This window comes from Streptomyces panaciradicis (assembly GCF_023516615.1).
Taxonomy (GTDB): Bacteria; Actinomycetota; Actinomycetes; order Streptomycetales; family Streptomycetaceae; genus Streptomyces; species Streptomyces panaciradicis.
Genome location: NZ_JAMGBF010000108.1, coordinates 20,559 through 38,669 on the forward strand (window position 1 = coordinate 20,559; position 18,111 = coordinate 38,669).

Consider the following 18,111-nt stretch of genomic DNA (forward strand, 5'->3'; position numbering starts at 1 on the left):
CCCCCCTTCGCGAAAGGACGTTCCCCCATGTACGTCAGGTCATGGTCCTCGCCCGCCGCGCAGGGCAGCGTCGGACGGCCTTCCTTCGTGGCCGACCACGCCTTGTGGGACGACGCCCGCACCGCCGCCGCCGAACGCATCGAAGCCTTTCTCGCCGACATCGACCTGGTCCGCCTCGTCTTCGGCGACCCCCACGGACTGGCCCGCTCCAAGACCCTCACCGCCCAGGCGTTCCGCTCCGTGCTGCGCAACGGCATGAACTTCAGCCCCGGCCCGTTCGTCTTCGACACCGGACACGCCGTCGCCGTCGACTTCCTGGGCGAACACGGCATCGGCGTCGACGAGATCGCCGGCGCCGGCAACTTCATCCTCGTCCCCGACCCGCTCACCTTCCAGCTGCTGCCCGGAGGCGACGCCCGCACCGCCTGGGTGATCGGCGACGAGTACCTGCGCGACGGCACCCCCCACCCGCTGTCCTCCCGGGCCGTGCTGCGCCGCGTCGCCGCCTCCTACGACGCCCGCCGCCTCGCCCCCGTCGTGGGCCTGGAAGTGGAGTGGTACCTCACCCGCCGCCTGGACGACGAACCCGGCAACACCGGCAACGGCTTCGGCCTCCAAGGCCAGGCCCCCCGGGTGAAGGCGGTGAACGCCGGCTACCAGTTCAACCTCGACGCCCACTACGACACCCTCGCCCCGCTGACCGACCCGCTCGCCCTGCACCTGCTCGCCCTGGGCCTGCCCCTGCGCTCAATGGAACACGAGTCCGGGCCCGGACAGGTCGAGACGACGTTCAGCCCGATGTCCGCCCTGGACGCGGCCGACGCCATGCTGCTGTTCCGCACCACCGTCAAGAACTGGTGCGCCCGCCGCGGCCACCACGCCTCCTTCATGTCCAAGCCGCTCCTGGACGCCGCCGACCCCAGCGGCTGGCACCTGAACCAGTCGGTCACCGACCTCGCCTCGCACACCAACCTGTTCGCCGCCGAGGGCCCCTCCGGCGGGCTCTCCCCGCAGGGCAAGGCCTACGCCGAGGGACTGCTGTCCCACGCCCGCGAGCTGTGCCTTTTGTCGGTGCCCACCGTCAACGGCTACCGGCGCCTGGCCGCCGAGCACACCCTGGCCCCCACCCGCCTCGGCGTCAGCCAGGAGGACCGCAGCGCGCTGCTCCGCCTCGTCGGCCACGGCGCCGGCGCACACATCGAAAACCGGATCGGCGAACCGTGCGCCAACCCCTACCTCACCATCGCCGCCCAGCTGTTCGCCGGCCTCGAAGGCCTGACCGCCCCCGCCGCCCCCGCCGACACCGGCGCCGACACCGGCCGCCCGGGGCTGGTGCCCCAGCACCTGCGCGAGGCCCTGACCGCCTTCCGCGCCGGCCGCGCCGCCCGCCTGCTCGGCGAACCCCTCGCCGCATGCCTGGCCAAACTCAAAGACAGCGAACTGCGCCGCTACGAGGCCTGGTCCCTGCACACCGCGCCCGCCCCCGGCCAGGTCACCGACTGGGAACAGCGCGAGTACTTCGGCGCCTACTGAACCCACCCCCCACCCCCTCCTTGCCGCCCCACTTCCGACGGAGGCCGCGCATGATCGCCCGCTACACGCTGCCCGAGATGGCCGGCCTGTTCACCGACCACTCCCGCTACGCCACCTGGGTGCGGGTGGAGATCCTCGCCTCCGAGGCACAGGCCGCCCTCGGCCACGTCCCCCACGAGGCGGTGGCGGACATGCGCCGCGCCCGCGTCCCCGCCCCCGAGCGGGTCGCCGCCCTCGAACGCGAACGCGACCACGAGGTGCTCTCCTTCCTCGCCGCCTACTGCGAAGACATCCCCGACTCCTCCGCCCGCTTCGTCCACCTGGGCATGACCAGCTACGACCTGGTCGACACCGCGCTGGGCCACACCCTTGCCCGCGCCACCGACCTGCTCACCGCGGCCGCCCGCCGGCTGCGCCGCATCCTGACCGGCCGCGCCCTGGAACACTGGGACACCGTCATGGTGGGCCGCACCCACGGCATGCACGCCGAACCCACCACCTTCGGCCACAAACTCGCCGGCCACGCCTTCGCCGTCGACCGCTGCCTGCACCGCCTGGCCGCCGCCCGCCAGGCCGTCGCCGTCGGCACCATCTCCGGCTCGGTCGGCACCTACGCCCTGATCGACCCCCGCGTGGAGGACCACGTCTGCACCGCCCTCGGCCTCACCGCCGAACCCGCCCCCAGCCAGGTCGTCGCCCGCGACCGCCACGCCCAGCTCCTGCAGGCCGTCGCCACCCTGGGCGCCTGCGTGGAACACCTCGCCCTGGAACTCAGGCTGCTGCAGCGCACCGAGGTCCGCGAGGTCGAAGAAGCCCGCACCAGCGCCTACCAGGGCTCCAGCGCCATGCCCCACAAACGCAACCCCACCACCAGCGAACGACTGTGCGGACTGGCCCGCCTGCTGCGCGGCTACGCCGACACCGCCCTGGAAAACGTCGCCCTGTGGCACGAACGCGACCTCGCCCACCAGAGCGTGGAACGCGTCATCCTCCCCGACAGCCTGTGCGTCGGCCACTTCCAGGCCACCAAGGCCGCCGACCTGGTGGCCGCGCTCACCGTCGACGCCGACCGGATGCGCGCCCACATCGACCACACCGACGGCCTCATCTACAGCTCCTCCGTCCTGGCCGAACTCCTGGGCGAGGGCATGGAACGCGAACACGCCTACCGCAGCGTGCAGGCCGCGGCCAACCGCACCCTGGCCATCGGCGAGCACTTCGGCGCCTGTCTGGCCAAAGAGGGCATCGACCTGGCCGGACTGGGACCCGAGCGCTTCCTCACCCACCACGACGTGATCCGCACCCGATTGGAGAAGCTGCATGAGCTGCAAGATTGACCGCGTCGACGGCGCCGCACTGGACCTGGAGGAGGTCCTCGACCTCTACCGGGCCTCCGGCCTGGGCGAGCGCCGCCCCATCGCGGACCGCGAGCGGTTCGCGGCCATGCTCGCCCACGCCAACCTCGTGCTGACCGCCCGCGACGACGACGGCACCCTCCTGGGCATCGTGCGCGCCGTCTCCGACTTCTCCTACGTCACCTACCTGTCCGACATCGCCGTCACCGGCGACCGCCAGCGCTCCGGCATCGGCCGCGCCCTCATCGACGCCACCCGCGCCGAGGCCCCCCAGGCCAAGATCGTCCTGCTGTCCGCGCCCGCTGCGGTCGCCTACTACCCGCACATCGGTTTCACCGGCCACGACTCGGCCTGGGTCCTGAACCCCTGACCCTCCACCACGGGACCGCCCTCGCCGGCTCCTGGCGGGGGCGGCCGGGGCTGTACCGGGGCTCGACCGCGCGTGCCTAGATTCAAAGGGCAGGGCCGGGGCCCTGTCCCGCGCACCGCACCGCACTCCCGGGGAGGCCACACCGTGACATCGGCACAGGCGCTGCTCGAGACCCGCCCGCCCGCCGGCCCCGAGCGGGCCGTGGCCCGCCCCGCCCGGGAGCCGGCGGCCACCGGGCGCCCGGCGGCCCTCTCCATGCCCTCCGGCCGCCGCGTCCTGGTCGTCGACGCCGACACCGCCGGCGCCGAATCCCTGCTCACCCAGTTGCGCCGGCACGGCCACGAGGCCTTCGGCGTCCGGCGCGGCGAGGCCGCGCTGCGCGCCCACGAGGACGCCGATCTCGTCCTGCTGGACCTGGAACTGCCCGACCTGGACGGGCTGGAGGTCTGCCGCGCCGTGCGCGCCGTCAGCCGGGTGCCCGTCATCATCGTCACCGCCCGCGCCTCCGAACTGGACTGCGTCCTGGGCCTGCAGGCGGGCGCCGACGACTATGTCGCCAAGCCCTACGGGCTGCGCGAGCTGATGGCCCGCATCGAGGCCGTGATGCGGCGTGCCGCCTGGCAGCCGGCCGCCGCCCGGGAGATCCGGCGCGGCCCGTTGCACATCGACGTCGGCTCCCGCGAGGTCCTGGTCGACGGCGAGGAAGTCGCCCTGACCCGCAAGGAGTTCGACCTGCTGTGCCTGCTGGCCTCGCACCCGGACACCGTCATCCCGCGCAAGCAGCTCCTGCAGCAGGTCTGGGGCGACTCCTGGTCCCGGCGCACCGTCGACACCCACGTCAGCAGCCTGCGCGGCAAGCTGGGCGACAGCGGCTGGATCGTGACGGTACGCGGCGTCGGCTTCATGCTCGGCCATCCCTGAGAGCGGTCTTCGACCATCTCAGGCGGCCTGCTCCGGCGCCGCGTCCGCGAAGCCGAACCTCGCCGCCTCATCAAACGCCCCTGGCGGAACACGACGCTCTTTAACTTTTCCTACCGTCGACACCCAGCCGAGAGTTCGCCCCTTGATGCCTCACGCCTCGTCAAAGGCCTCCAGCAAGCGCTCGTACGCCGGCTTCGGCCGCAGGGCCGCGTCCCACGGCAGGGAATCGGCCGTGCGCGGAGGATAGATCCTGGTGTCGGCGGTGGAACCGTACCGGTCGGTGAATCCCCAGGTGGAGAACGATGTGCAGTTCGGCTCCTGCAGGCAGACCCGCAGCTTGCCCGCCATCTCATCAGCCTGGGTCTGCCGCCCGTCCTGTTCGTCCTCACCCAGGGGGACGTCCATCTCCGACACCCGCGCCTGAACCCCGAGCTCCGCCAGATCCCGCACATGGCCGCGGAAGGTCTCCGGGTCGACGCGGTCGCCGGGTGCGTACTCATGGTTCTGGAAACCCACGCCGTCGATCGGTACGCCGCGTTCCTTGAGCCGCTCGACCAGATCGTAAAGGGCGTCCCACCGCTCGCCTTCCTCCTCGACCCCGTACTCGTTGAGGAACAGCCGTGCCTTGGGATCGGCCCGGTGGGCGGCCCTGAACGCCTCGTCGATGTACTGCTCGCCCATGGCCTTAAACCACGGGCTCTGCTCGGAGCGCAGACCGAGATCCCCGTTGGTGTAGCTCTCCTCGTCGTCGGACATGGGCTCGTTGACCACATCCCATTCCGCGACCTTTCCCTTGAAGTGCCCGGCGACCATGGCGATGTGCCGGAGCATGGTCCGGCGCACCTCCTCGGGGTCGTCGTTCTCCCGCATCCAGTGGGGCAGAGCCTCGTGCCAGACGAGGGTGTGCGCGTGCACCTTCATGCCGTTGGCGCGGGCGAAGCGGACGAGGAGGCCCGCGTCGCGGAAGTCGTAGACGCCCCGGCGTGGGTGGAGGAACTGTGGCTTGAACGCGTTCTCCGGAGTGAGCATGGAGAACTGGCTCCCCGCGAGCGCCCGGTAGCGTGAGTCGGTGAGCAGCGGGTTCTCGGCCAGGGCGGTGCCGACGTCGAACGGCCGCCCCACGTCTTGGGCCCGCGCACGCAGCGAGTCGTCCACCTGCTCCTGGCGCAGCTGCGGCGCCTTGACCACGCGGAGCGGGTCACCGCTCTCCGCCCGCGCGGTCAGCTGCGTCAGACGCCATCCCTCGCGGCGCTCGTCGTCGCCCGCGTCCGCCTCCAGACCGAACCAGACAGTGCCCTCGGCGAACACCCCCGGGTCCTGCACGGTGCCCAGCCGCCGCCCGTCGGCTTTCACGCGGAAGGTGTCACCGATGCTCGACACGGCGAGCGTCACCGTCCCGGAGCAGCCGCAGTCGAACTCCTTGGAGATGGCCGGCTCATCGCCCTCGCCGTCCCATATCTGTACCTTCACGTGTCCGTCGGCGGTCACCCCGACGCGCAGTGAGGGCCGCTCCTGGCGCCACTCGTCGTAGATGACCGGCACACGTCCGTACAGCCGCAGCCATGAGCCGCCGTCATCGTCACCCACACCGGACATCCGCGCGGTGACGGTGAAGTCGCCCTCGGACTCAAGATGCGGGCCGGCCAGGTTCAGCGGGGGATCGGGCTGGCCGCCGGAGGAGTCCTGCTCCACGATGCGCCGATCCAACGCGCTGACCCGCAGGATGCCGTTGCGCGCGGTGGTGCCCGGCATCTGCGTCCAGTCGTGGTTGCGCAGCAGGTCCTCGTCGTTTCCGCCGCCCGCGCCGTCGCCCTGCCCCGTACACCCGGCCGCCACCGCCATGACGAGTACCACGGCGGTCAGCCGCTGCCACGTCCCCCCACCCAGGCCCACCGCCCCTCCCACTCCCTTGTTCCAGACGAGGTCAACGTCCCGAAACCGGGCCACAGTTCATCACACGTGAGGTGCGGCGGCCTTGGGGCACGTCCCCGCTCGTGCGGCGCATCCACGACGGTACGCAAGTACGTTGCTGCCTGTCCTGCGGGCTGAACCGGGCCCGCACTGCGCCGAAAGTCGAGCCTCTCTTGAGCGGGCTTCCAGCCGGTCTCATGCGTTCCGGTCAACTCTGGGTGAGGCGTGATCATCAGAACGCGCTTTCCGCTTGTGCTATTTCGCACCCCATGGGAGACGAACATGCAGATCAGCTTGCGTCTGACCAAGGCCGGCATGCTGGGCTTCGCCGCCGTGGCCGCCCTCGCGATCTCCACCGCGCCGGCGTCCGCGGCCGCCGCGGTCACCGCCTCGCCCGGTAGCGGCCTGGCCGACGGGCAGAGCGTGACCGTCACCGGCACCGGGTTCCCGGCGGGCGCCTCGGTCGCCGTCTCGCAGTGCCGGGAGAACACCACCTGCACCGACACGCTGGCCACCGTCACCGTCGGCGCCGACGGCTCCTTCAGCGCGCCCTACACCGTGCGCAAGCAGTTCGCGGCCACCGACTGGAGCACCGGCACCGCCACGCCCGTGAGCGTCGACTGCGCCGTGGACCAGTGCCAGCTGGTCGCCTACCTGGACGCCACCGGCCCGGTCGGTGCGAAGATCTCCTTCGGCTGAGCCGGTTTTCCTCGACACGGCAGCCCACCGTGCGGTGCCCGCGACCGGCACCGCCCGGTGGGCGCGTTCGTAGGGGCCCCCGTCCCCGGGGACGCGGGCGCTTTTCAGGCCTGGGCCGACGTCACCGGCGTGGGCTCCCACGCGAAGCCGTCGGGGTCGGTGAAGGCCCCGGAGGTGCCGCCGAGCACGATGCGGTGCGAGCCGCTGCCCTCCTCGGGCACCCCGACGTCCTTGGCCAGGCCCCGGCGCTTGTACAGCGCGAGCTTGACGGGGGCGTCGTCGCCGGCGGCGAACTCGACGTACTTGCCGCCGAAGCTCTTGGCCACCGACAGGCCCTGCTCGACGTAGAAGTGCTTGCTGGCCTTGACGTCCTCGGCGCCCAGCAGCAGCACGAGGTCGTCGACCGTGCGGGTGGCGGGGCCGGTGTTCTTCTTCGAGGAGGTCGCCATCTTCCAGATGGTGCCGTCGGGGGCCTGCACGACACCGCCGTAGCCCCACAGGGACTTCTCGGCCGGCTTCAGCGTGGTGGCGCCGGCGGCGAGGGCGGAGGCGATGAAGCTGTCGGCGTCGGCCGGCTGGGCGACGGTGATCGACATCGAGAACCCGCGGAATCCGCTCGTCTGCGCGTCGGAGGCGCGCAGCCGTAATTGCGGGCCCAGCCCGAAGGCGTCGGCGTAGAAGCGTTCGGCGGCCGCGAGGTCGGCCACCTCCAGGGTGACGGATGTGAGGGAGATCATGGCGGTCACTGTAGTGCGGGGGATGCGGGGGAGCCGGGTGCGGCGACGCCGTGCGGACGGGGAGGCCGGCGGCCGGCGGGCGTGCCCGTCCCGGACGGCGGGTGCGGCCGGCCGCCGCGGTCGTGCCGCGGGGGGCGGGCCGGCCGGAAAGGGGCAGCTGAGGCCGCGTCACGCCGGCCGCCGGCGTGCTGCGCGTGCTTTTCGGTGTCCGGTTTTTCACCGGCGGGGGCCTGCAGTGGTCTTCGAGTCGTTCTTGAGCGGATCAGGACGGGCGCGCGCCACCCTGTTGAGTGGACCGGCACGTGGCGCGGTAAGCGAGGTGAGGCATGGACGCAGCGGTTCAGGCGGCGGTCGCCTGCATTCACGAACGATTCGGTGATCCGCTGACCGTCACGGACCTTGCCCGAAACGCCGCGTCCGGCCTTTTTGATTTCTCCCGTTTGTTCAAGGAGGAGACCGGGGTGAGTCCCGGGAAGTTTCTTGACGCGGTCCGTATCGGCGAGGCGAAGAAACTCCTCGACGCCACCTCGATGAGCATCACGGAAATCGCCGCTGCGGTCGGATACGCCGGCCTGGATTCGTTCGCCGATGCCTTCACGGCCCGGGTCGGGCTGTCGCCCGGCCGGTACCGCCGGCTGTGCCGGGGCGAGGAGGAGCCGCCCGGACCGCAACCGGGCCCGGCCCTGCTCCACGGCTCGGTCGCGGGCACCGTCTCGCTGCCCGGGGGGCACGGCAACGCGCGCGTGTTCGTCGGTGCCTTCGCCACGGCCGTCGTCCAGTACCCGGCGCTCGCCTCGGCACTCCTGGACGTCCCCGGCGACCGCCCGATCTGCTACCGCCTGCAGGGTGTTCCCGAGGGGAGCCGGCATCTGCTGGCGGTGGCGGTGGCCGCCGGCACCGGTCACGATCCGCAGACGGTGCGCACCGCGCTGGTCGGGGGCGCCGCCCAAGCCGTGACCGTCAGCGCGGGTGAGGTCAGCAGCGCGGCCATACGGCTGCGTGCGGCCCGCCCGGCGGACCCGCCGGTGCTGCTGGCACTGCCCCGCCTGGAGCCGCCGGCGAGCGTGGTGCCGCATCCCGGGTGCGCCGCCGCCGCGGATACGGCCGGCGGGGCCGGTGCGGGCCGGCTGCGGGTGGTGCCCGCCGCGCCGGCGCCCTCAGGGCCCTGAGGGCGAGAGCTTGCGGCACATCTCCTGGCGGGCCTTGAGCCGTTCGGCCAGCAGGCACCACTCCTTGCCGATGTGCTCGGCGAGCGGGGCGACGACGCCGAGCCAGTGCGGGGGCACGGTGTCGACGAACCGCCGCCCGTCCTCGCCCGGTTCGCTGCCGTGGGACTGCATCCAGCGCAGCAGCTCCCGGCCGCCGGCGGTGTAGCGCAGGGCGGGGTCGGTGGCCATCTTGGCCGCCACCGCCGCCCAGGTGGGCGGGGTCTCGGTGTGGTTGCGGCGCTGCGGGACGGCGCTGTCGGCGCCGGCGGCCGTCTGCTGCGGCATCCGGCCGGCGCCGCTGTCGGCGGCCTGCCGGGCCGGTGCGCCGGCGTCCTCGGGCTCGGGCACCGAGGGCACGGGCCGCATGTGCTGCGGCCGCCCAGGGTGTCCCGGGTGGGCGGGGTGGGTGGGGTGGGTGCGGTGCCCGTTGCGTTCGGGTTCCTCGCCGCGCCGCAGCCGGGCGCTGACGTCGTGCACCGTGCCCAGGGAGACGTCGGTGGCCCGGGCGACCTGGCGCAGCGGGGCGCCGGGGTGGGCGGCGATGTATTCGGCGGCGCGCCGGCGGCCCTCGCCGGCGTCGACCGGGCGGCGCCGGCCGTCCTGGCCGATGCGTTTGCCGCCCAGCGGGGTGGTGATGGCGGAGCGCTCGCGCAGAGAGGCGATCGTCTTCGCGCTCAGCCCGGCGATGCCCGCGATGGCGCGGTCGGACCAGTCGGGGTGGGAGCCCAGCAGGCGCTGGGCGCCGGCGACGCGGTCGGTGCGGGACAGCGGCAGGCCGTGCAGGCCGTTGGCCTTCATGGCGATGACGAGGGCCTCGGCGTTGGAACAGTCCAGGAAGCGGGCGAGGATGCTGTGCGCGCCCATGAGCCGGGCCGCCTCCAGCCGGTGCAGCCCGTCGATGACACGGCAGCCGTCGACCTGGACGAGAATGGGAGGAAGGTCCGCACAATCGGCGGCGTCGACGAGCAGCCGGACATGAGCGGCGTCCGTTCCGCCCTGGCGCAGGGAAACTCCGGGAGAAAGCGCGGCGACGGAGATTTCACGCGCCGGGAGTTTCTCGAAGTTCTGCACGTCGAATTCGTCGTGTACCGACGATCCGGTGTCCTCCGTCCGGACGAGACTGAATGCACTCGTGAGCGAGACGGCTTGCGCGTTCCTCTGGGACATTTTCGGTGACTCCCTCTCTGCTGCCGCTGCCGACGAGGCTCGCAGGAGGGTCTCCAGCCGCACTGGAGAGCAGGTCGACGTCTGCTGGAAAACACCGGGCCGCCGCGGGCGCCCGCCGGGGGAGGACGGGCGCCCGCGGCGGCGGATCAGGCGTCCCTGCGGCGCAGTTGCACCGCCGCGACGGCCAGCAGCACGGCCGTCCACAGCGCGAACACGCCCAGGCCCTGCCAGGGGCCGAGCACATCGCCGGCGCGCGCGTGCTGCTGGGTGATCATGAAGCCGGCCTGGGTGGGCATGAAGGCGTGCACGTGCTCGCCGACGCTGCCGGGCAGCAGGTCCGTCATCGGGGTGATGACCAGGACGAAGCCGACGACGACGGTGATGCTCGCCGCGGTGTGCCGGATGACCGCGGCGGCACCGAGCGCGAACAGACCCAGCAGGGCGAGGTAGAGGCCGCAGCCGGTCACGGCCCGCAGGACGCCGGGGTCACCGAGGGCGACCGGCGCCTTGTCGTGAAGGATCGGCGCGCCCAGGAAGAAGGAGCCGAACGCGGTCACCTCGCCCACCGCCAGCACCAGCAGCGCGAACACGCTGGCCTTGGCCGCCAGGACGGGCACCCGCCGGGGAACGGCGAGCAGGCTGGCCCGGATCATGCCGGTGGAGTACTCGGAGGCGATCGCCATCACGCCCAGCACACACACCGCCAGCTGGCTGAGCAGGATGCCGCTGCCCAGGATGGTGCCGGTCGGATCCAGCCGCATCTCCGCCTGCTGGGAGGGGGAGGTCTTGTCCCAGTTGGCGATGCCCATCTTCATGAACAGCGCGGTGAACACCAGGGTCAGCACGATGAGGATGGCCAGCGACCACACGGTGGAGCGCACCGAGCGGATCTTCGTCCACTCCGAGAGCATCAGATGGCCAAAGCCCGGCCGGCGGCCGCCGGTTGCCGGGCCGGAGGCGGCCAGGGGAGCGGTCGCGGCACTCACTTGACACCTCCGGCGGCGGGCAGGCCGGCGTCGTACTCGACGGCGTCCCGGGTCAGTTCCATGAAGGCCTCCTCCAACGAGCCGCGCCTGGTCGACAGCTCGTGCAGCACCAGCTTCTCGGCGGCGGCCAGTTCGGCGATCCGCGGCGCCTCGATCCCGGTGACGTCCAGGTCGCCCTCCTCGGTGCGGGTGACGGTGGCGCCCTGCCGCGTCAGGAGTTCGGCCAGCTGCTGCCCGTCGGGCGTGCGGACCAGAACGGAGCGCTCGGTGCTGCGCTCGATGAACTCCTCGGTGGAGCAGTCCGCGACCAGCCGGCCCCGGCCGATGACGATGAGATGGTCGGCGGTGACCGCCATCTCGTTCATCAGGTGACTGGAGACGAACACCGCCCGGCCCTCGGCCGCGAGCGACTTCATCAGGTTGCGGATCCACAGGATGCCCTCGGGATCCAGGCCGTTGACGGGCTCGTCCAGCACCAGCGCCGCCGGGTCGCCCAGCAGCGCGGCGGCGATGCCCAGGCGCTGGCCCATGCCGAGCGAGAAGCCGCCCGCCCGCTTGCGGGCCACCGAGGCCAGCCCCACCTGCTCGATGACCTCACCCACCCGGCGCCTGCCGATGCCCTGGGTCTGCGCCAGGCACAGCAGATGGTCATAGGCGCTGCGCCCGGTGTGCACGGCACGCGCCTCCAGCAGCGCCCCGACCACCCGCAGCGGCCGGGCCAGGTCGCGGTAGGCCACCCCGTTGACGGTGGCGGTGCCGGCATCGGGCCGGTCCAGTCCCAGCAGCAGTCGCATCGTGGTGGACTTGCCTGCGCCGTTGGGGCCCAGGAAGCCGGTGACCCGGCCGGGCTCGACCGTGAACGACAGATCGTTCACGGCGGTCTTGTCGCCGTAGCGTTTGGTGAGGTTCTTGGCCTCGATCATGGTCACCTCGGTTGAATGGCCTGCGAGTACTTCGCTGGGGCAAAATCCCCGGCCACCTGTGATATCAGGATCGCTAGGCGTTCAGTAGTCGCCGCCTGGAGCGGCCCGTGAACGATGGCCCGCGGGCCCTGGCCGCGGATATTTTGAACAGCTCCGCCTGTCCGGAAGGCGCGTGTTTCATCTGCTGACTTTCCTCGGTTGAACCCGAAAATCCCAACGAGGGTGCCTCATGAATTCAGACACGAACGCTCCGCCGCAGCGGCGGCCGGTGATCGGGATCTGCGCGCGCACGGCGCCGGTCACCCTCCAGGGCAGCGACCTGACCGTCGCCCTGGCCCTTAGCGCGCACGTGGCCTTTGTGTCCGAGGCGGGCTGCACCCCGGTGCTGCTGCCGCTGGTTCAGGGCGCCGAGGACCTCATCGGCCGGCTCGACGCCCTGCTCGTGCCCGGCGGCCCCGACCTGGACCCGGCGCTGTACGGGGCGGTGGCCCACCCCGCGACCCGGGCGATGAGCCCGGACGCCGACCGCATCGAACTGGCCCTGCTGCGCGCGGCGTTGGACGCCCGCCTGCCGGTGCTGGCGATCTGCCGGGGCATGCAGGCGCTCAACGTGCTGCACGGCGGCACCCTCCACCAGCACCTGTCCGACGTCACCGGCCACGACGGCCACCGTCCGCGCACGGCGTCCTTCACCCTGGGCCGCCAGCCGCTGACGCTGCAGGCGGGCAGCCGGATCGCCGCCGTCCTCGACGGCGAGCAGGAGCACACCGCCTGCCACCACCACCAGGCGGTGGACCGTCTGGGCAGCAACCTGGCCGTCACCGCACGGGCCGCGGACGGCACCGTCGAGGCCGTCGAAGTCGTGGGCCATCCCTTTGCGGTCGGAGTGCAGTGGGAATTGGGGCAGACACCCGACAAACGGCTCCACCACGCCCTCGCCCACGCCGCCGAACGCCGGCAAAAAGAGCCGGCCGCCCTATCGGTTCATTGAGAAAAAGCGGCCGGTGAGGTCAGACTGACTTTCCGCAAAAATCCCCTTGTGAAGGAGAATTATGTCGCCGCGGATGCCGAATCCCTCGCTGGTGGTTCCCGACGTCCTTCCGCCCATGCGCGCCCTGGTCAAGGCCGTCAACAGCGTCGGCGTGCCCCTGGCCACGCTGGTGCTGGTCCACCTCAGGGTGAGCCAGATCAACGGCCGCACGGTCCACCTGCCCACCAAGCCCAAGGAGTTCGAGGACGCGGGGGAGGAGGACCGCCGGCTGCCGGTGGTGGCCACCTGGCGGGAGCAGACCTGCTTCACCGACGCCGAACGCTCCCTGCTGGCGCTGGCCGAGGCCGCCACCCGCATCGACGGCGTCAAGGACCCGGTCTCGGACGAGGTCTGGGAGGAGGCCGCCCGGCACTGGAGCCAGGTGCAGCTGGCCGCCGTGGTCCTGCACATCGGGCTGGTCAACCTCTGGAACCGGGTCAACGTCGTCACCAAGCAGGAGGCGGTGGACTGGCGCATCAACCCCAAGACGTGGAAGCCGATGACCAGCCGCCTCACGCCGGCGCCGTAACCCCCCTGCACGGCAAACCCGTCAGGCCCTGTCCGGAGGCGCTCTCCCGGACAGGGCCTGATGTCATGCGTGCGGGAAGGAAATCCCCACGGCCCGTTCAGGGCGCGGTGGGCTGCCGCAGGGCGGCGTCCAGGACGGCGAGCAGGGTCCTGGCCTGGACGTTGACGTAACGGCTGTGCGCGGCCAGCCAGTTGAGCTGGCCGGGGGTGACCCAGTGGTAGCCGGGGGGCGGCTGGGTGGGGGTGGTGGCCTCGTCGGTCTCCACGATCAGGTAGCGGCTCTCGGCGTTGAGGAAGCGGCCGCCCTCCTCGGAGTGCACCGTGGAGTAGCGCACCCGCTCGGGCGGGGCGTCCAGCATCACGTCCAAGAAGCGCGGGCGGTCCCCGGCCGGCAGCGGGGCGTAGTTCGAGGGCACGCACTGCACGGTCGGGGCGAGCTCGACGGTGTCGAGGAAGCCGCCCTCCACCAGTGCGTGCGCCAACACGTGCGGGACGCCGTCGAAGAGGCGGTAGGCGAAGCCGACCACGCCGCGCTCCACCGGTTCGATGATCGGCTGGGTCCAGCCGGCCACCTCCCGGCCGGCGCCCTCGACGGAGACCGCCACCACCCGGAAGAACCTCTCGTCGATGCGGCTGACGGCGTCCTCGCCGGTCTGCCAGCCGGTGATCTCGCGCAGCGGCATCAGCCGGGCGCGGACGTCGTGCCGGGTGCGTTCCCCGGTGAACCAGGCCAGCAGGTCCGCATCCGAGGACAGCGCCCGGGTCTCGGCCGGCACCGCCGGGGCGCTGGCCAGCACGGTGCGCGCGTCCATGTTCACGATGTTGTCCAGGCGCAGCAGCTCAAGGATCTGACCCAAGGTCAGCCAGCAGAAGGCGTCGTGGACGGGGACGTCCTCCTCGACCTCGACGATCATGTTGCGGTTGCGTTTTTGGAAGAACCAGGCGCCGTGCTCGGACTGCAGCACGTCGGTGAGGACCTGCTCGCGGCGCGGGGCGAGGAAGTGCTCCAGGTACTGCACCTCCATGCCGCCGTGGGCCTTGGTGTAGTTGCTGCGGGTGGCCTGCACGGTGGGGGAGAGCTGCACCAGGTTGGGGTTGCCGGGCTCCATCTTGGCCTGCATCAAAAAGTGCAGGACCCCGTCGAACTCCTTGGCCAGGATGCCCAGGATGCCGATCTCCGGCTGCACGATGATCGGCTGCTGCCACTCGGCCTCCGGCCGAATCACGTGCAGTCCCTCGATGGTGAAGAACCGTCCGCTGTCGTGCCCGAGGTTTCCGGTGTCGGGGGTGAAGGACCAGTGGTCGAGCTCGGCGAACGGGATCCGCCGCACCACCGCCCCGACCGAGCGGCGCTGCTGCTGCAACCAGCCCGGCACCTGTGAGGTCACGGTGTGCACGCCCTGGACGGTGGCGGCCGACAGGGCCAGACGTTCGGCGATTCCCGCCCGGGTGCGCGGGACGAGCAGGGCCGGGGCGCTCACGGCCGGCCCCCGTTGTCCGTCAGCGGCTTCCACCACTGGGGGTTGTCCCGGTACCAGGCGACGGTCTCGGCCAGCCCGGCATCGAACGCGGTCGCCGGCCGGTGGCCCAGCTCCCGCTCGATGCGGCCCTGGTCCAGGGCGTAGCGCCGGTCGTGGCCCTTGCGGTCGCCGACGTGCTCGATCATGTCCGCTCCCGCCCCCAGCAGTTCGGCGATCCGGTGGGCCAGCTGAAGGTTGGCCACCGCCGTGCCGGCGCCGATGTTGTAGGCCTCGCCGGCCCGGCCGCCGGTCAGCACCCGCTGCACCGCGCGGCAGTGGTCGTCCACGTGCAGCCACTCGCGGACCTGCCCGCCGTCGCCGTAGACGGGGATCGGGCGCCCCTGCAGCAGGTGGGTGACGGCGAGCGGGATGAACTTCTCCGGGTGCTGGTAGGGGCCGTAGTTGTTGGAGCACCGGGTGACGGACACGTTCATCCCGTGGGTGCGCACGTAGGCCAGGGCGATCAGGTCGGAGGCCGCCTTGGAGGCGGCGTAGGGGGAGTTGGGCAGCAGCGGCGACTGCTCCGTCCACGCGCCCTGCTCGATGGAGCCGTACACCTCGTCGGTGGAGATGTGCACCACCCGCTGCACGCCGGCCGCCAGACAGGCCTCCAGCAGCGCCTGGGTGCCCTCCACGTTGGTGCGCACGAACGCAGCGCCGCTGGCGATGGAGCGGTCCACATGGCTCTCGGCCGCGAAGTGCACCACCGCGTCCTGGCCGTCGACGACCTCACCCAGCAGCTCCCGGTCGAGGAGGTCGCCGTGGGCGAAGGTCAGCCGGGGGTGCGCGGCGGGGAGGTTGTCGCGGTTGCCCGCGTAGGTCAGGGCGTCCAGGACGGTGACGTGCGCCTCCTCGAAACCCGGATAGCCCCCGTCGAGCATGGTCCTGACGTAGTGCGAGCCGATGAATCCGGCACCGCCGGTGACGAGGATTTTCATGTGACCACGTCGCAATGCGCATTCCACGCTCGAAGCATGTCCTTTTCCCTTGTCTCGAGGGGACGGAAGGGGCGCCGCGGGCCCTGCCGGCCGGCCGGGCCCGCGCGGCGGGCGGCTGCGGGGACCTGCGTGCGGCCGGGCATCGCCGGCAGGCCGCCGGCCGTTGCCGTCGTCGCGTCGCCGGATCGGGTGGGACAGGGGGCGTGATGCGGGCCGCCCGGGCCGGGCCGTGCCGGCGTGCCGGCCGGTGTGTGTGCCGCCCGGGCCGGTGCTCGTGTCGGTGTGCCCGCTCATCGCAACTCCCTGTGCCGGGGCGGCCTGTGAGTTCACGCCCGTCCTGCTCGTGAGCGTGGACGGCCGCCCTCGAAACCCTCTTGAGACGGGCTCGACGGCTTCCCGGGCGGCCGGGCGGATCGCCGGCTGTCCGTCAGCCGTGGGGAAACGGTGCCGCCGAGCCCGCCGGCCGCCGCCCGGCGGCGAAGCCGGTGCAGGACTGTGCTCGGTCTGCGGCGCGATGCCGGACACGGCCGTTAACTGCTTCCGGCGTTCCTCCTTCCGCGGTTCGGCCTGCGCTCCCCTCACGCCCGGCAGACCCGCTAAAGCCCTGACATGTCCCGCCGCCTGTTCTCAAGCCGGTTTCCAGACGGTTTCGAGCATGAGCCGACAGGCCGGTGCCACGCTGCGAGCGCGCTGAACTAGGAGGGGAAATCACGTGAGAAGGATTGCGTTGGCCATACCGGTCATGGCGGCCGCGCTGCTGGGCTCGGCCGTCGTCCCGGTCGCGGCGGCGAACGACGGGCCCGCCGTGGCGGCGGGCAGTATCGACTGGGTGCCGTGTCCGAGCAGCGACCCGGTCCTCGGTAACCTGCTCAAGGGCCTGGAGTGCGGCACCGTGGAGGTGCCGCTCGACTACGACCACCCCGAGGGCCGGCAGATCAGCCTGGCGCTGACCCGGGCCAAGCACACCGTCCCCGACAGCGACTACAAGGGCGTGGTGATCCTCAACCGCGGCCAGTGGCCCGGCGGCATCGGCCGTGACCTGCCCACCCGGTACGCCACCGGCACCACCGGGCTGGCCAAGGACGTCGGCACCGCCTACGACTGGATCGGCTTCGACCCGCGCGGCGTCGGCGCCAGCGAGCCCGCCCTGGTCTGCGACACCGACTACGTCGACCCCGGGCACGCACTGCCGAACCCGGTGCCCGCCACCGCCGCCGACGAGCAGGCCTGGGTCGCCCGGGCCCGCTCCTACGCCGCCAGCTGCGAGGAGAAGTACGGCGACGTCCTGGCGCACCTGAGCACCCAGGACGCCGCCCGCGACCTGGACCGGATGCGGATCGCCCTCGGCCAGGACAAGATCACCTACTTCGGCACCGACTGGGGCACCTACCTCGGCTCCGTCTACGCCACGCTCTTCCCCGACCACCTGCAGCGGATGGTGCTGGACAGCGTGGTGCGCCCCAGCGGCGTGGGATACCGCAACAGCCTGCGCAAGAACGTGCTGACCGAGCGCAACGCCCAGATCTTCTTCGCCTGGGTCGCCAAGTACGACGCCGTCTACCACCTGGGCACCACCGAGGCCGAGGTCGAGGCGGAGTACTACGCCGCGCAGGACGCGCTCGCCGCCGCCCCCCTGGACGGCAGGATCGGCGCGGCGGAGTGGGCGGACGTCTTCGAGCCGGTCGTCTACCGCAGCTGGACCTGGCTCTCGCGCGCCAAGGTGCTCTCCGACTACGTGGTGCGAAAGGACCCCACCTCGCTGCGGGCCACCTGGACCCTGCCCGGCTTCCCGCACCAGAACCGGCAGGCCATGAACGACGCCGCCAACTGCACCGACGGCCCCTGGCCGCTGAACTGGAAGCGCTGGCACCAGGACTACACCCGCCAGTACGACGCCGGCAGCCGCTTTTTGACGTGGACCAACGCCTGGTACAGCGCGCCGTGCGCGTTCTGGCCGCAGCCCGCGCCGAAGACGCCGATGAAGGTCGGCAACGACCAGGTCGACGTCCTGCTGGTGCAGCCGCAGTACGACACCGCGCACGGCACGGCCGGCGCCGTCGAGACGCACAAGCTGTTCCCCAACTCCCGTCTGGTGCTGGAAAAGGGCGGCCACAACGTCGGCGCGGCGCTGTCGGCCAACAACAACGCCTGCCTCAACACCTACGTCGGTGACTTCTTCCGGGACGGCACCCGCCCCGCCGCCAAGAAGGGCATCGACGCCGTCTGCCAGGCATCGAACGATCCGGTGCCCGCCTCCTGACCCGCCCCGCACCAAAGGGGGGGCC

General features: G+C 71.9%; 16 protein-coding genes. 9 read left to right on the forward strand and 7 right to left on the reverse strand.

Features of this window, described 5'->3' with window-relative positions:
• Positions 1-27: 27 nt before the first annotated feature.
• The 4 genes from M8J74_RS30665 (at position 28) to M8J74_RS30680 (ending at position 4,179) form a co-directional block, all read left to right on the forward strand.
• Entirely contained in the window at positions 28-1,533 is a 1,506-nt protein-coding gene (locus tag M8J74_RS30665) for a glutamine synthetase family protein (RefSeq protein WP_249839561.1), read from the forward strand.
• A gap of 50 nt (positions 1,534-1,583) precedes the next feature.
• Positions 1,584-2,870: an adenylosuccinate lyase gene (gene purB, locus M8J74_RS30670; protein ID WP_249839562.1), complete on the forward strand. Its 1,287-nt coding sequence runs from the start codon at positions 1,584-1,586 to the stop codon at positions 2,868-2,870.
• Positions 2,854-3,258, forward strand: coding sequence for a GNAT family N-acetyltransferase (locus M8J74_RS30675; RefSeq protein WP_249839563.1), 405 nt, complete (start codon positions 2,854-2,856; stop codon positions 3,256-3,258). Before purB ends, M8J74_RS30675 begins: the two co-directional genes overlap by 17 nt.
• Before the next feature lie 255 nt (positions 3,259-3,513).
• Positions 3,514-4,179: a response regulator transcription factor gene (locus tag M8J74_RS30680; protein ID WP_249839602.1), complete on the forward strand. Its 666-nt coding sequence runs from the start codon at positions 3,514-3,516 to the stop codon at positions 4,177-4,179.
• Between the two features lie 150 nt (positions 4,180-4,329).
• Here the strand turns inward: M8J74_RS30680 and M8J74_RS30685 are convergent, their stop codons facing one another.
• Entirely contained in the window at positions 4,330-6,072 is a 1,743-nt protein-coding gene (locus M8J74_RS30685; RefSeq protein WP_249839564.1) for an endo-1,4-beta-xylanase, read from the reverse strand.
• 300 nt (positions 6,073-6,372) lie between these two features.
• On the opposite strand from M8J74_RS30685, the gene M8J74_RS30690 reads away from it, so the two are divergent.
• On the forward strand, positions 6,373-6,789 hold the full coding sequence (locus M8J74_RS30690; RefSeq protein WP_249839565.1) for an enediyne antibiotic chromoprotein: 417 nt from the start codon (positions 6,373-6,375) through the stop codon (positions 6,787-6,789).
• A 104-nt stretch (positions 6,790-6,893) separates the two neighbouring features.
• Here the strand turns inward: M8J74_RS30690 and M8J74_RS30695 are convergent, their stop codons facing one another.
• A complete protein-coding gene (locus tag M8J74_RS30695) occupies positions 6,894-7,526 on the reverse strand; it encodes a VOC family protein (protein ID WP_249839566.1) in 633 nt (210 codons plus the stop codon).
• Between the two features lie 326 nt (positions 7,527-7,852).
• Here M8J74_RS30695 and M8J74_RS30700 point away from each other — a divergent pair, with 326 nt between their 5' ends.
• On the forward strand, positions 7,853-8,695 hold the full coding sequence (locus tag M8J74_RS30700; protein ID WP_283948800.1) for a helix-turn-helix domain-containing protein: 843 nt from the start codon (positions 7,853-7,855) through the stop codon (positions 8,693-8,695).
• On the opposite strand, the gene M8J74_RS30705 is transcribed toward M8J74_RS30700, so the two are convergent.
• From M8J74_RS30705 to M8J74_RS30715, 3 genes are all read right to left on the reverse strand, one after another.
• Positions 8,684-9,901: a nuclease gene (locus M8J74_RS30705; protein WP_249839568.1), complete on the reverse strand. Its 1,218-nt coding sequence runs from the start codon at positions 9,899-9,901 to the stop codon at positions 8,684-8,686. The two genes, M8J74_RS30700 and M8J74_RS30705, sit on opposite strands and share 12 nt — an antisense overlap.
• A gap of 146 nt (positions 9,902-10,047) precedes the next feature.
• Entirely contained in the window at positions 10,048-10,887 is an 840-nt protein-coding gene (locus M8J74_RS30710; RefSeq protein ID WP_249839569.1) for an ABC-2 transporter permease family protein, read from the reverse strand.
• Positions 10,884-11,810, reverse strand: a complete 927-nt coding sequence (locus M8J74_RS30715; protein ID WP_249839570.1) for an ABC transporter ATP-binding protein — start codon at positions 11,808-11,810, stop codon at positions 10,884-10,886. Before M8J74_RS30715 ends, M8J74_RS30710 begins: the two co-directional genes overlap by 4 nt.
• Before the next feature lie 229 nt (positions 11,811-12,039).
• Here M8J74_RS30715 and M8J74_RS30720 point away from each other — a divergent pair, with 229 nt between their 5' ends.
• Together M8J74_RS30720 and M8J74_RS30725 are read left to right on the forward strand one after the other, a co-directional pair.
• The gene (locus M8J74_RS30720) at positions 12,040-12,801 is read left to right on the forward strand and encodes a gamma-glutamyl-gamma-aminobutyrate hydrolase family protein (protein WP_249839571.1); all 762 of its coding nucleotides are present in this window, start codon (positions 12,040-12,042) and stop codon (positions 12,799-12,801) included.
• 73 nt (positions 12,802-12,874) lie between these two features.
• On the forward strand, positions 12,875-13,369 hold the full coding sequence (locus M8J74_RS30725) for a carboxymuconolactone decarboxylase family protein (RefSeq protein WP_308406131.1): 495 nt from the start codon (positions 12,875-12,877) through the stop codon (positions 13,367-13,369).
• A gap of 97 nt (positions 13,370-13,466) precedes the next feature.
• Here the strand turns inward: M8J74_RS30725 and M8J74_RS30730 are convergent, their stop codons facing one another.
• Positions 13,467-14,849, reverse strand: a complete 1,383-nt coding sequence (locus M8J74_RS30730) for an NDP-hexose 2,3-dehydratase family protein (RefSeq protein ID WP_249839573.1) — start codon at positions 14,847-14,849, stop codon at positions 13,467-13,469.
• A complete protein-coding gene (gene rfbB / locus M8J74_RS30735) occupies positions 14,846-15,826 on the reverse strand; it encodes a dTDP-glucose 4,6-dehydratase (RefSeq protein WP_249839574.1) in 981 nt (326 codons plus the stop codon). Before rfbB ends, M8J74_RS30730 begins: the two co-directional genes overlap by 4 nt.
• A 727-nt stretch (positions 15,827-16,553) precedes the next feature.
• On the opposite strand from rfbB, the gene M8J74_RS30740 reads away from it, so the two are divergent.
• Positions 16,554-18,086, forward strand: coding sequence for an alpha/beta fold hydrolase (locus tag M8J74_RS30740; RefSeq protein WP_249839575.1), 1,533 nt, complete (start codon positions 16,554-16,556; stop codon positions 18,084-18,086).
• Positions 18,087-18,111: the final 25 nt, after the last annotated feature.